Here is a 13,594-nt window from a genome sequence, read left to right as displayed (position 1 = left end):
AGTTTAATCCCTGGGCGCGGGGGACGCGACGTTTCGCAGTGCATGGCTGACCTGGTCGGCCCAATCCGCAGGAGAAAACTGGGCGGTGGCATGCACCACCCAAAGGCGATCATCATTGAATCGCCGGCATTTCACCGCATCTTTGGCGGTGATGAGCACAAGCGTTTTGGCGTCAAACCTGTCGAACGGCGAGGCGCCGGTGTAAGCATCGTGGTCGGGAAGTGATTGCGCTGTGGCCAGTGTCAGGCCCGCGTGCCTGAGCATGGTAAAAAAACGTTCTGGCCTGCCGATGGCCGCCAGAGCGGCGATGGTCTCCTGGCCGTGCTCTGCAAGCCACGCTGGCCACGCCACAATCCGTCCAGTCTGCAGATGTTCCACGGACTGTGGCAGCAGACGCATGACAACGTGTTGTGCGGGCGACATGTCTGCGGCCGGCGCAGCCTCGCCTGGCGTCAGGTTGGTAATGACCACGTTCACCTCTCGCAGGCGCTCAGGTGGTTCCCGCAGCGGACCGGCAGGCAGTACGCGACCGTTGCCTAGGCCGCGTCCATCCTGAACGACAATCTGGATATCTCTGCCCAGCGCCAGGTGCTGGAGGCCGTCATCGGAAATGACCACATCGACTTCCGGAAACGCCCGCTGCAGGGCGCGCAGCGCCCGTGGGCGGTTGGGGTGTACCGCAACAGGCGCAGCCGTGAGCAGGGTGATCAGCGACGGTTCGTCGCCAAACAGGCGCGGATCGGCATCTCTGCGTGCCGTCCGCGCGTGATCTCCCAACTGCGCGCCGTAACCGCGGCTGACGACGCCCGGGGTCCACCCATGGGCGCGCAGAGCCTGCACGAGCGCGATGACAACAGGCGTTTTTCCGGTGCCGCCTACGTACAGATTACCAACGACCACGACGGGGACGGTCGTGCGATAGACGCGCTCGGGATGTTTTTGATAAGCAGCGCGCTTACGCGCGATCACGCACCGAGTCAGCAGCGAGAACGGCAACAGCAATGTGCTGAGCAGCCCCTTGCGTTGCCAGGAGTTTTGCAGCGCTGTATGCAGGAAAACAGGCAGCTTCATGCGGACAACCCTATCATTGCGGGGCTTGGGTGGCAAAGTTGACCCGCGACAGACCGGCCAGGCGTGCCGCTTCCATGGCCCGCACCACCGCGCCGTGGCTGGCCTGACTATCGGCATTGATGACAAGTACGGCATCTTTGTGCCCAGACGCCGCGGCGCGCAGCGCGTCGGCGATCTCGCGCGCGTCGGTGTCGGAGAGCAATTGCCCATTGAGTGCGTACAGGCCTTCCTGGCTGATGGCCAGGTTGAGAGCGTCGGGCGTTAAGGCGTCGGCGCTGGCTTGCGGCAACTGAAGCTTCATCTGGTTGTAATGCGTGAAGGAAGTCGTGGCCGCAAGAAAGATGAGAATGACCAGCAGGACATCGATCAATGGGATCAGGTTTATCTCGATATCATCGTCGTCGCGCCCGCGCCGGAAATTCATCGTCCCGCCCCCCGATTGATGATGCGGTTCAGCGCGCTTGCCTCCCGTTCCATGCGATGCAGATAATGGTCCACGCGGGAGCGGAAATAGCGGTGAAAAATCAGCGCCGGAATGGCAATAATGATGCCGAAGCCAGTGTTGTACAAGGCGATGGAAATGCCGCGCGCCAATTGCGACGGATCGCCCCCCTGAGGCGTGTAGGAGGCAAAGATTTCTATCATGCCAACGACGGTGCCGAACAGCCCCATCAGCGGGGCGACCACGGCGATGGTGGCCAGTGCCGGCAGGTAGCGATTGAGCTGATACGCAACGTCTTTTCCGGCGTCTTCGGCCGCTGCGACGCGGTAGGCATTGCTTTCATCGCGATTCATCAGGATCTCGGCCAGCACGTGGCCGAGCGGCGCCTGATCCGAGAGCCTGGTGAGGGCTTCGCTGTTGATCTGTCCTTGGCGCAGCATGTCCAGGGCCTGACCAGGCAACCGTCTGGGAAAGACCACACTGGCACGCAGAGACATGAACCGCTCAATGATCAGCGCCATACCCAGAACAGAGGTGGCCACCAGCAGCCATATCGGCCAGCCGGCCGCGTGAATGATGTCGAGCAAGATCGCCTCCGCCAGCGGGAAAGTGTTCAGCCAAGGGCGCATTTTACCCGCTTGCCGCCGCAACTTGCTGATGGCTGGGACTACAATCACTGTTACATACATTGGCCTACGCCGTTGGTAGGTGTTCGGAGAGCGCTCGCAAAGCGCATGCCCGGCTGACTTTGAGCGTTCGATCGGCGGTAAGGCTTATCTATGCTGATTGACAGCACTCGAATTGGCGTCAGTGAAGGCTTTGGCGACGGTATCCACAGAATCTGTGGATAATTCTGTGTAAAACTTCCTCAACATCCACTGTTCATCGGCGCTTGAGGTTCGGTGGCTAATTTGGACTCAATACGGAACTTTTTGGTATATTTTTAATTATCAATAGGTTAGGGCTGCAAATTAAAGCAAAAGTTAATCATGTGCTTGAATTAGATTGATATTTCAACAATTTGACAGGAACAATTTCTCTGTGGACAGAATGATGGTAAATGACGAGTTTCCGCGTACAGAGACGATGCAGCCAGAACAGGAAGTCTGGACCGTCACGCAACTGAATCGGCGAGTGGGTGAGTTGTTGCAGGGCGCGTTCGCCCGTGTCTGGATAAGTGGGGAAATCTCCAATTTCACGCAGGCGGCGTCCGGCCATTGGTATTTTTCGATCAAGGACGAAGGCGCGATGGTGCGTGCCGTCATGTTCAGAGGGCGGGCGCAGGCGGTAGGTTTTGTGCCCAAGGTGGGGGAGAAATGCGAATTCAGGGTGAGCGTCACCCTTTACGAACCGCGTGGAGATTATCAAGTACAGGTAGAGGCCTTGCGTCGCGCGGGGCGGGGCGACTTGCATCAGGCGTTTCTGGCGCTCAAGGAAAAGCTGTCCGCCGAAGGCCTGTTTGCACAGGAACGCAAGCGGTCGTTGCCTGCCATGCCGCGCAAGGTTGGCGTAGTGACCTCGCTGGCCGCTGCTGCCTTGCGGGATGTATTGTCGGCGTTGGCCCGCCGCGCGCCGCACGTGCAAGTCATTATTTACCCGGCGCCAGTACAGGGTCCGGCTGCCGCGGGGCAGTTGTGCCAGGCGCTGCGCGACGCGATTGCGCGCGCAGAGGTCGAAACACTGCTGCTGGTGCGTGGTGGGGGCAGCCTCGAGGACTTATGGAGTTTCAACGACGAGGCATTGGCACGTGTCATTGCAGCCAGCCCGATACCGGTTGTCAGCGGCGTCGGGCACGAAACAGACTTCACCATTGCTGATTTCGTGGCTGATGTACGTGCGCCAACACCGACGGCCGCCGCTGAACTTTGCTGCCGCAGCCGCGCCGCCTGCCTAGAGCAACTGAGCGGCACCACCCGCGCGCTGGTTGTCCGGCAGGCACGGCTGCTGGAGCTGGCATCGTTGCGTCTCGACCGCACGGTTGCCTCGCTCGTCTCGCCGCAGCAGCGTTTGCGCCAACAGGCGGAGAAGCTGCAGGGCCTGTGCAACCGGATGGCCCGCGCGGCCACACAGCCGCAAGCGGTCAGAGTGGCCCGGCTGAACGCCGCGACCAGTCGGCTGGCGCGCAATCTTCCGGCTGTGGATGGGATGCGGGCTCAGCTCGAACGTCAGCACATCGCGCTGGCCGCCAGCATGCGGCGCCTGCTTGATCAGCGCGGGCATCGTGTGGCTGCAGTCACGCAGACCCTGCGAGCGCTTGACCCGCGCAACATCCTTGACCGTGGCTATGCAATAGTGCGTACGCAAGACGGGATTATTGTAAAAAATGCGTTAGACTTAAAGATTGGTGACCCGCTTGGCATCGAACTGGGCAAAGGCGGGCTGCAGGTGCGGGTTCTCCAGGCACACGGCTTGCTTTAACGCCGCTACAGAACGTTGCGGCGATTTCCGTGTTGCTCGGCGGGACACGCCTGATCGTTTTTTTTCGGTACCCTGTATCGCTTTTTAGAAGGAATTGAACATGGCTTTTACGCTTCCCCAGCTTCCCTATGCGCTTGATGCTCTGGCTCCCACCATTTCCAAGGAAACGCTCGAATACCACTACGGCAAGCACCATCAGGCATACGTGACCAACCTGAACAAGCAGATCGAAGGTACCGAGTTCGAATCGTCTTCGCTCGAGGACATCATCAAGAAGGCTTCCGGCGGGGTATTCAACAACGCCGCTCAGGTCTGGAACCACACTTTTTACTGGAACTGTATGTCGCCCAATGGTGGCGGTGAGCCCACCGGCGCGCTGCTCGAGGGCATCAAGGCCAAGTGGGGCAGTGTCGAGGACTTCAAGTCCGCTTTCAACGCCTCTGCCGCCGGCAATTTTGGTTCAGGCTGGACCTGGCTCGTCAAGAAGACAGATGGCTCCCTGGATATCGTCAACACCAGCAACGCAGCCACGCCGCTGACAACATCCGATGTTCCGCTGCTGACCTGTGATGTCTGGGAACACGCCTATTACATTGACTATCGCAATGCCCGTCCCAAGTACCTCGAGAGCTTTTGGAACCTGGTCAACTGGGAGTTTGCCGCAAGCAACCTGGGTTAATCATCGGGCATTCGTCCCGAATCGGTATGCCTCCTGAATAAGCAGGCACATTCACAAGGCCAGCGCTTCTGTCAGAGGATTGCTGGCCTTTTTCGCGGGCACTACGAAACAAGAACAGCCCTTGAGCGCATCCCGTGTCTAAAAACCGCCCGTTGTGCGGACGCTCTGTCCGGGCCAGGATTGGCGTCATATCGGTTGCGCTACCATATTACTTACTACCGTTACGGTCGACAGGCCGCTGGAATTCTTCATGACGAGACAAGCATTCATCTGCGACGCGATTCGCACTCCTTTTGGCCGCTATGGCGGCGCACTGGCGCCTGTGCGCACCGACGATCTGGCCGCCATCCCCATCAAGGCGCTGGCGCAGCGCAACCCTGGGGTAGACTGGGCGTCGCTGGACGACGCCCTGATGGGTTGTGCCAATCAGGCAGGTGAAGACAACCGCAACGTTGCGCGCATGGCCGTCTTGCTGGCCGGATTGCCTGTTGACGTGCCTGGCGCAACGATCAATCGCTTGTGTGGTTCCGGGCTGGATGCCGTCGGGTCGGCTGCCCGGGCGATTCGCGCGGGTGACGCCGGTCTGATATTGGCGGGCGGCGTTGAAAGCATGTCTCGTGCGCCTTTTGTGATGGGCAAAGCCGATGCAGCGTTTTCGCGCAGCGCCGCCATTTACGACACCACCATAGGCTGGCGTTTCGTCAATCGCCAGCTCAAGGAACACTATGGGGTCGATTCCATGCCCGAAACGGCAGAAAACGTGGCCGATCAGTTCAAGGTCAGCCGCGAAGACCAGGACGCCTTTGCGTTGGCCAGCCAGCGCAAGACTGCGGCCGCACAGCAGGCGGGCTACTTTGCGGACGAAATCACGCCTGTTCATATTCCTCAGCGCAAGGGCGATCCGGTTGTGGTCGATCGCGACGAGCATCCCCGTGAAACTACCTCCGAAGCTTTGGCGCGGCTCAAGCCTATTGTTCGTGCAGATGGCACGGTTACGGCTGGAAACGCCTCAGGCGTGAACGATGGCGCATGCGCCATGCTGGTCGCTTCCGAAGAGGCTGCGGCCAGGCACGGCCTCACGCCGCGCGCTCGCGTGGTCGCCATGGCGATGGCAGGGGTGGAGCCCCGCATCATGGGCATAGGCCCCGCGCCCGCGGCGCAAAAGGTGCTGGCGCTGGCCGGCCTGAGTATTGATCAGATGGACGTCATTGAGCTGAACGAAGCGTTTGCCGCCCAGGGGTTGGCTGTCATGCGGATGCTGGGCGTGGCGGACGACGATCCGCGTGTCAACCCCAATGGTGGGGCCATCGCCTTGGGCCATCCCCTGGGTGCCAGCGGTGCGCGCCTGGCCCTGACCGCGGTCCATCAACTGCATCGCGGCGGCGGCCGCTACGCCTTGTGCACCATGTGTATTGGTGTTGGCCAAGGCATCGCCGTTATTCTCGAAAAAGTCTGAAACGATTCAAGGCCTGGGCAGATTCTCCACGACCGTGCCCGGGCCGATCTGTCGGGCTGAGAACCATCCTTGTTCCATTTCCAGGGCGTAGCGGATCGGCCTCACAGGGCAGTGCGATGTCAGTGATTGCGGCTGCATGTTCTCGATATTGGTGATTTTTCCCTGCTCATCGATAAACGCAATGGATAGCGGAATCAGCGTATCCTTCATCCAGAAGCAAACGTTGCCGGGATGCTCGAAGACGAACAGCATGCCATGGTTGTCCGGCAGTGCGCTGCGATTCATCAATCCATAGCTGCGGCTTTGCTCCGTGGCGGCGACTTCCGCCTGAACTGACTGGCCACCGACAAGCAACTGCGTCGTTGGTAGAAGCATGGCCTGTCCCATGGCCGGAAAGGCCGCCAGCCCCGCCAGAAACCCGGCGATTATCTGCAGTTTACGTCGTGCAGAAAAAAAAACAGGGCTAAGAAGCCCTGAGGTTGGATAATCGTTATACATTGTTATTAAAGCAAAAATGGGTGGTGGACGCCCTTGAAAAATATCAAGCTGCCGTAATATTAAGTGCTTGCTTGCCTTTGGGTCCTTGCGCGATTTCAAATGCGACTTTCTGGCCTTCTTTGAGGGTCTTGAAGCCATTCATCTGAATGGAGGAAAAGTGAGCGAAAAGATCCTCACCACCGTTATCCGGGGTGATGAAGCCGAACCCTTTGGCATCATTGAACCACTTGACCGTTCCGGTCAGCTTCTGGGTATCCCCGGGCTCGGAGGTTGCGGTTGAATCAGACATGCGGACTGCCTCTCGACAATAGTGTTAAATTGAAACTCGACTACAAGGGTTACCTTTAGCCTGCGGATTCTGGCATGTGTAGAACTTCCAGGCGCTCAGAATATTATGATGATGAGCACTAGACCATGCCTAGTCAACTATGGAAACCACTAGTATTTACTCATGGCTACACATACCGAAAATCAACGCGCTACAGTTCTGGAACGGCTTCCGGCCAAGGTCGCGCCGCCACCGATGTATCAGGTCGTGCTGCTCAATGACGACTACACCCCCATGGAATTTGTAGTGGTTGTTCTCCAGCGCATTTTCGGTAAAGATGAAAACGAAGCCGCGCGCATTATGCTCAAGGTGCATCACGAAGGCCGGGGCGTATGCGGCATCTACACGCGCGATATTGCCGCCACGCGTGTCGAAATGGTGAGGCAGATGGCGCATGCGCGCCAGCATCCACTGCAGTGTGTCATGGAACCCGCACCGGATGCCTGATCTATTTTTCGTCCGGTTTTCCGGACCTCGCTCTTGCAGGAAACGGCCCGTGTTCAACCCCTTTGCGCAACGGCCTTTCATTAATATTGATACGCAACGTCGATTTAGTCATAGAATAGGATTTATCGAATTGTTGTCCGCTCCGATAAGTATGGAGGAAGCGTGATCTCTGAAGAACTTGAAGTCAGCCTGCACATGGCATTTGTTGAGGCCCGCAGCGCTCGACATGAATTCATTACCGTGGAACATCTGCTGCTATCGTTGCTGGACAATGCGGCGGCGGCGGAAGTGCTCCGTGCGTGCTCAGCCAATATCGACATCCTGCGACAGGAACTGCGTAAATTCATCAAGGAAAACACGCCTATCTTTCCCGGTCAGGAAGAAGTCGACACCCAGCCCACGCTGGGCTTTCAGCGTGTGATCCAGCGCGCGATCATGCATGTGTCGTCGGGCAACTCCAACAAGAATACGGTGACCGGCGCCAACGTGCTCGTCGCGATGTATGGCGAAAAGGATTCCCATGCGGTGTTTTTCTTGCAGCAGCAAGGGGTCAGCCGGCTGGATGTCGTCAACTATTTGTCGCACGGCATCACAAAGCAGGCAGACGAACCGCCCGTCGAACCTGCCAAGGCTCAGGCCAGCGAAAACGAGCCCAAGTCGGATCAGCAGAAGTCACCGCTTGAGCTGTACGCGACCGACCTCAATTCCGAAGCCAGGCGCGGGCGCATTGATCCGCTGATCGGCCGCGAGCATGAGGTTGAGCGTGTCATTCAGGTATTGTGTCGCCGTCGCAAGAACAACCCCCTGCTGGTTGGCGAAGCAGGCGTCGGCAAAACGGCCATTGCCGAAGGCCTGGCATGGCGTATTACCAAGGGCGATGTGCCGGACATTCTCAAGCAGGCTGAAGTCTATGCGCTGGACATGGGCGCCTTGCTGGCAGGAACCAAATATCGCGGCGATTTCGAGCAGCGTCTCAAGGGCGTGCTCAAATCCCTGAAGGACAATAGCAACGCGGTGCTTTTCATTGACGAGATCCATACCTTGATCGGGGCCGGCTCGGCCTCGGGCGGAACCCTGGATGCGTCCAACCTGCTCAAGCCGGCGCTGTCTTCCGGGCAACTCAAGTGCCTGGGCGCGACTACCTACAACGAGTATCGCGGCATTTTCGAGAAGGATCACGCGCTGTCGCGCCGATTCCAGAAAATCGATGTGCCAGAGCCCACGGTTCAACAAACCGTCCAGATCCTGCGTGGGCTCAAGGGCCATTTCGAGGCTCACCATGGCGTGCGGTATTCAAGCGCCGCCATTACCGCAGCCGCCGAGCTTGCCGCGCGGTATATCAACGATCGTTTTCTTCCTGACAAAGCCATCGACGTTATTGATGAGGCTGGCGCCGCACAGCGTCTGCTGCCCCGGTCGCGCCAGAAGAAAACCATAGGCAAACCCGAGATCCAGGCCACCGTCGCCAAGATTGCGCGCATTCCGCCCCAGTCGGTATCGCATGACGACCGCAACAAGCTGGCGACGCTGGATCGCGATCTGAAAACTGTCGTGTTTGGGCAGGATCCTGCCATCGAAGCGCTTGCTGCTGCCATCAAGATGGCGCGCTCAGGCTTGGGACGCCCGGACAAGCCCATCGGATCTTTCCTGTTCTCCGGGCCAACCGGGGTCGGCAAGACGGAAGTTGCCCGCCAGTTGGCGTTCGTGCTGGGTATCGAGTTGCTGCGGTTCGATATGTCCGAGTATATGGAGCGTCACACGGTCTCGCGCCTGATCGGTGCGCCGCCGGGATACGTTGGCTACGACCAAGGGGGCTTGCTGACCGAAGCAGTCAGCAAGCAGCCGCACTGCGTGTTGCTGCTCGACGAAATCGAAAAGGCCCACCCTGACGTCTACAATATCTTGCTTCAGGTGATGGACCACGGCACGCTTACAGACAACAACGGGCGCAAGTCGGATTTCCGCAATGTCATCATTGTTATGACGACAAACGCAGGTGCCGATGCGCTGAACCGGGCCACCATCGGATTTGCCACCCCAACCAAAACGGGTGACGAAATGGCCGACATCAAACGACTGTTCTCACCCGAATTCCGCAATCGCCTGGATGCCATCATCGGTTTTACGCCATTGTCGCGGGACATCATCTTGCGCGTGGTCGACAAGTTCCTGATGCAGCTTGAGGATCAGTTGCACGAGAAGCGCGTCGAGGTCGTGTTTTCGCAGGCGCTGCGCGATCATCTTGCCAAAGAAGGTTTCGATCCAACCATGGGCGCGCGTCCGATGCAGCGGCTTATCCAGGACACCATCCGACGCGCCCTGGCGGACGAGTTGTTGTTCGGGCGCCTGGTAGACGGCGGGCATGTCGAGGTCGGGCTGGATGCCGAGGGTAAGGTCGAGCTGACTTTTCCCGATGATTCGGGCAAGCCCGGTCGAACCAACTCTTCATCTTCGCGTCCGGAACCCGAGCTTGTCGATTGATGGCGGGCAGTCCGCTGATCGCTTGCGAGCAGTGCGCTACGCTGCATGAACGTACGCCCCTGGAAGCAGGGGCGGTCGCGTCGTGTTCGTGCTGTCAGGCGGAACTTTATCGTCAAAGCCGGCTAGGCCTGGATAGCTGGATAGCGCTCGTGGCTACGGGTGTTATCTTGTTTGCCATCGCCAACTATTACCCGATCGCTCGTCTCGTCATCAGCGGCATGCAGGTTGATGCCTCGTTGCCCGGCGCGTTATGGCTCACTTGGCAGCAGGGACACCAGGTCGTCGCGATCATGACCGGCCTGTTCAGTTTCTGGATGCCGCTGACGCAGCTGCTGGTGACGTTATGGGCATTGCTGGCGGTACGCTCAGGCCATCTCCCTGGCGATTTTTCTTTGGGCATGCGGCTGCTCCATGTTGCCAGTGCCTGGAGTATGGTGCCTGTGCTGATGCTGGGTATTTTCGTGGCCATGGTGAAGTTTTCGGGGCTTGCCTTGATCAGCGTAGGCCCAGCCATCTGGGCGTTTGCCGGCTTGGCCTTTCTTTTTACCGCCATGTCGCGCGTGTCCACGCACCGCATCTGGCATTTTGCCGAGGACGCAGGCCTGGTACCCGTGTCCGCTCTGCCAGCCGGCACACCCGCTGAGCTGGCTGCGGCTTGCCCCAGCTGCGGCTATGTCCAGGCATGGGCCCCCGACGACCCCGACGAGCCGGCGTCCTGCAGCCGTTGCAGCGCGCGGCTGTATCGCCGTCAACCTCGAATGCGCGCGCGCGTGTGGGCTTTTCTGATTGCCGCGGCCATTTTCTATCTGCCCGCCAATCTCTTGCCTATTATGCGCATACGCGCGCTGACAGAGGATAGTTCCCACACCATACTGGGCGGCGTACTGGAGCTGTGGCAGCTAGGTTCTCCCGATCTTGCCATTATCGTGTTCGTGGCCAGTATTGTCGTGCCGATCACCAAACTTATGGTGCTGATGTTGCTGATGCTGCGCACTCGCTGGGAAGGTCGTGACATGCAACGTTCGCGAACGCGGTTGTATGAATTCGTCAATTTTATTGGCCACTGGTCTATGCTGGATGTCTTTGTCGTGATTCTGATGTCCGCAATGGCCAATTTTCCGGGGATTTCGCAGGTGATCGCCGGTCCGGCGGCGGCCAGCTTCGGCATGGTCGTTATTTTGACCATGCTGGCAGCGCACAGCTATGATCCGCGCATGGGCTGGGATAGGCGGCCCGATGTTAGGCACAACGCTTGCTATCGTTCCGCCGCCCAGGTATGCCAGAAGGATAAGCCTGCATCGGTTGGAATACCGGAGCAACACTGAAACCATGACAGAACAAGATAACAAGCCGGAATCCACATCTGCCCCAGACGTTGCGCGTCCGGTCGTGAAAAGCCGCCGACAGGCCCGTGTGTCCTGGATATGGTTGGTGCCGCTGATTGCGGCGATTGTGGGCGCCTCGTTGCTGTTCCGGGATTGGCTTCACGCTGGCCCCACTGTCACCATCAGCTTTGAATCGGCTGATGGGCTGGAGGTTGGGCAGACCAAGGTTCGTTATAAAGAAGTCGTCATTGGCACGGTGACGGGCATCAAAGTATCGAAGGATCGAAAGAATGCGCTGGTCAGCGCGGAAATCGATCGTGAAAGCGCAGATTACATTGCCCGCTCTGGCAGCCGTTTCTGGGTAGTTCGGCCGCGGCTCGGTTTCACCGGCGTGACCGGCCTGAACACGCTGATTTCGGGTGCCTATATCAGCGTTGACACGGCAGAAACCCCTGAGAATGAAGATGAAGCCGTGTATGAGTTCAAGGGGCTGGAGCAACCGCCGGAAATCAGCAGCTCGCGTCCGGGAACACGTTTCACCTTGAGAGCGGTCGACCTTGGGTCGCTGGAGATCGGCTCGCCCGTTTACTTCAGGCGCATACAGGTTGGCCAGATTATCGGATACTCGCTCGACCAGAGCGGGAGAGCGGTCAACGTGCAGGTGTTTGTGGATGCGCCTTATGACAAGTTCGTGACGGAGGACGCTCGGTTCTGGAACGCGAGTGGCATCAATCTTTCTCTGGATGCGGATGGGTTCAAGGTTGAGACCGGCTCCTTTGTGTCCATAGTGGCGGGCGGGATCGCGTTTGAGTCTGCAGGCCCCGACGATACTGAGCCCGCAAAGGCCAACAGCCGGTTTCGGCTTGCCGGCACCCGCGAGGCCGCCATGGCCGATCCGGATGGCCCGCCCTTTGTGATAGCGCTGCATTTTCTGCAGTCGGTGCGCGGGCTGAAGGTTGGCGCGCCTGTCGACTTTCGTGGGTTGGAGCTGGGCAAGGTATCCAACGTTAACGTGGATTACGACAATGACAGCGGCCATTTCTTTGCGCGAGTGGAGGTCGAGCTCTATCCCCTGCGCTTTGGCCGGCTGTACGACAGGGCGGCGCGGGGCACTGAGGGGGGCCGCACCGCTGCCATCCGATTGCTCGGCCCCATGATAGACAAAGGTTTGCGGGCACAGATCAGGCCTGCAAACTTGCTGACCGGACAGCAGTACGTTGCGCTTGATTTCTTCCCCAAGTCGGATCCCGTCCCTTTCGATCCAGAAACGGAACCCCTGGTCGTGCCGACCATCGCAGGCAACTTTGATCAGCTCCAGCAGCAGATCAGCAGCATCGTCAACAAGTTTGACCAGATTCCCTTTGCCGACATCGGTGTGGAGCTGCGTGACAGCCTGGAGGCGCTGAACAAAGTGTTCGATCGCATAGAGGGCGAATTGGCGCCTCAGGCAACCTCTATGCTGAAGTCGGCGCAGAAGTCGCTTGAAAGTGTCAATCACCTGTTGGGGCAGGACTCCACCATGACGAATAATTTGGAAGGCACCATGAAGGAATTGAGCAACGCTGCTCGCTCATTGCGCGCGCTGGCCGATTATTTGCAGACGCATCCGTCTTCGGTGGTTCGCGGCCGGGCCCAAGATCCTGCATTCATCACACCGTAGGGAAATCCATGAAGCGTATCAATGCCCTGGCAGCTCTCTCGTTATGCGTCTTGCTTGCAGCGTGCGCCGGTATGTCGGAAAGTCACTATTATTCGCTGATGCCATCGGCAGGCCCGCTTGAGGCGCACGGGTCGGACAGCTCAGAGGTTAAGCGGGCAACCGGCGCGAGCCAGGCGACGCCTGGCTATGCCATCAGCGTTGACACCGTCAGCGTGCCAGAGCAAGTGGACAGGCCGCAGATCGTGCTGACAGACCCTGATTCGACCCAGGTGACGCCGCTCAACGCCTATCTGTGGGCCTCAACGCTGTCCGAAGAGCTGCGTGCGGCCCTTGCCGACGATTTGTCCCGCAGGCTTAATGTCATCGAGCTGCCTGCCAAGTCTGTTCCTGCGAGCCTGGGGCTATGGAAGGTCGATATGCGCGTTCAGCGATTTGAGTCGCTGTACGGTCGGCATGCTGTCCTGGAGGCTACCTGGCGCCTGCGCCCGGTCAATATATCGGGTCGCCAGGCGTTGTTGTGTCAGGTGCAGGTGGTCGTGCCGGTAGGCGAAGGTGTTTCTTCACTGGTTCACGGTCATCAAGAGGCGCTGGCTGCCATGTCAGGGTTGATCGCGTCGGCGATTGAAGGCAAGGCCATTCAGGCCATGAACGCGAGCCCTGCAGCCGAGTCGCGGGCGCAAGTGCGGGTCAAGGGGTGCGCACGTGGGTGACCGTGTGGGTTGTACCTTTTCAGGCTTGTTTTGATTAAGGGTTAACCTGAGTGGTCTTGAGGGTATAACCCGTTTAGTA

13 protein-coding genes are annotated in these 13,594 nt (G+C 58.8%); 8 read left to right on the top strand and 5 right to left on the bottom strand.

Annotated features, from left to right (window positions below):
• Positions 1–3: 3 nt before the first annotated feature.
• From lpxK to ERE07_RS11725, 3 genes are read right to left on the bottom strand one after another with little or no spacing between them, the layout of a single operon-like run.
• The gene (gene lpxK, locus ERE07_RS11735) at positions 4–1,071 is read right to left on the bottom strand and encodes a tetraacyldisaccharide 4'-kinase (protein ID WP_130009016.1); all 1,068 of its coding nucleotides are present in this window, start codon (positions 1,069–1,071) and stop codon (positions 4–6) included.
• A 13-nt stretch (positions 1,072–1,084) separates the two neighbouring features.
• A complete protein-coding gene (locus ERE07_RS11730) occupies positions 1,085–1,495 on the bottom strand; it encodes an ExbD/TolR family protein (RefSeq protein ID WP_130009015.1) in 411 nt (136 codons plus the stop codon).
• Positions 1,492–2,100 carry a MotA/TolQ/ExbB proton channel family protein gene (locus ERE07_RS11725; protein ID WP_130009099.1) on the bottom strand — a complete coding sequence of 203 codons (609 nt, stop codon included), beginning with the start codon at positions 2,098–2,100 and terminating at the stop codon, positions 1,492–1,494. Before ERE07_RS11725 ends, ERE07_RS11730 begins: the two co-directional genes overlap by 4 nt.
• 499 nt (positions 2,101–2,599) lie before the next feature.
• Between ERE07_RS11725 and xseA the strand changes: the two genes are divergently transcribed.
• The 3 genes from xseA to pcaF all read left to right on the top strand — a co-directional run bounded on the left by xseA (position 2,600) and on the right by pcaF (position 6,066).
• Positions 2,600–3,931, top strand: a complete 1,332-nt coding sequence (xseA, locus tag ERE07_RS11720) for an exodeoxyribonuclease VII large subunit (RefSeq protein WP_130009098.1) — start codon at positions 2,600–2,602, stop codon at positions 3,929–3,931.
• Between the two features lie 100 nt (positions 3,932–4,031).
• The gene (sodB, locus tag ERE07_RS11715; RefSeq protein WP_130009014.1) at positions 4,032–4,610 is read left to right on the top strand and encodes a superoxide dismutase [Fe]; all 579 of its coding nucleotides are present in this window, start codon (positions 4,032–4,034) and stop codon (positions 4,608–4,610) included.
• 250 nt (positions 4,611–4,860) lie between these two features.
• On the top strand, positions 4,861–6,066 hold the full coding sequence (gene pcaF / locus ERE07_RS11710) for a 3-oxoadipyl-CoA thiolase (protein ID WP_130009013.1): 1,206 nt from the start codon (positions 4,861–4,863) through the stop codon (positions 6,064–6,066).
• A gap of 6 nt (positions 6,067–6,072) precedes the next feature.
• Here pcaF and ERE07_RS11705 read toward each other — a convergent pair whose 3' ends face one another.
• Positions 6,073–6,441, bottom strand: coding sequence for a DUF192 domain-containing protein (locus ERE07_RS11705; protein ID WP_245153666.1), 369 nt, complete (start codon positions 6,439–6,441; stop codon positions 6,073–6,075).
• 166 nt (positions 6,442–6,607) lie between these two features.
• Positions 6,608–6,853 (bottom strand): cold-shock protein, encoded by a 246-nt coding sequence (locus ERE07_RS11700; RefSeq protein WP_130009012.1) that lies wholly within the window; start codon positions 6,851–6,853, stop codon positions 6,608–6,610.
• A 162-nt stretch (positions 6,854–7,015) separates the two neighbouring features.
• Between ERE07_RS11700 and clpS the strand changes: the two genes are divergently transcribed.
• From clpS to ERE07_RS11675, 5 genes are all read left to right on the top strand, one after another.
• The gene (gene clpS / locus ERE07_RS11695) at positions 7,016–7,339 is read left to right on the top strand and encodes an ATP-dependent Clp protease adapter ClpS (RefSeq protein ID WP_130009011.1); all 324 of its coding nucleotides are present in this window, start codon (positions 7,016–7,018) and stop codon (positions 7,337–7,339) included.
• A 162-nt stretch (positions 7,340–7,501) separates the two neighbouring features.
• On the top strand, positions 7,502–9,820 hold the full coding sequence (gene clpA / locus ERE07_RS11690) for an ATP-dependent Clp protease ATP-binding subunit ClpA (RefSeq protein ID WP_130009010.1): 2,319 nt from the start codon (positions 7,502–7,504) through the stop codon (positions 9,818–9,820).
• Positions 9,820–11,145 carry a paraquat-inducible protein A gene (locus tag ERE07_RS11685; protein ID WP_130009009.1) on the top strand — a complete coding sequence of 442 codons (1,326 nt, stop codon included), beginning with the start codon at positions 9,820–9,822 and terminating at the stop codon, positions 11,143–11,145. The genes clpA and ERE07_RS11685 overlap by 1 nt, the downstream gene beginning before the upstream one ends.
• A 4-nt stretch (positions 11,146–11,149) precedes the next feature.
• Positions 11,150–12,805, top strand: coding sequence for a PqiB family protein (locus tag ERE07_RS11680; RefSeq protein ID WP_130009008.1), 1,656 nt, complete (start codon positions 11,150–11,152; stop codon positions 12,803–12,805).
• A gap of 8 nt (positions 12,806–12,813) precedes the next feature.
• Positions 12,814–13,515 carry a PqiC family protein gene (locus tag ERE07_RS11675; RefSeq protein ID WP_130009007.1) on the top strand — a complete coding sequence of 234 codons (702 nt, stop codon included), beginning with the start codon at positions 12,814–12,816 and terminating at the stop codon, positions 13,513–13,515.
• The last annotated feature ends 79 nt before the right edge of the window (positions 13,516–13,594 follow it).

The sequence above is a fragment of the Allopusillimonas ginsengisoli genome (assembly GCF_004153455.1).
Lineage (GTDB): Bacteria > Pseudomonadota > Gammaproteobacteria > Burkholderiales > Burkholderiaceae_B > Allopusillimonas > Allopusillimonas ginsengisoli.
This window is presented reverse-complemented; position numbering and strand designations above follow the sequence as displayed.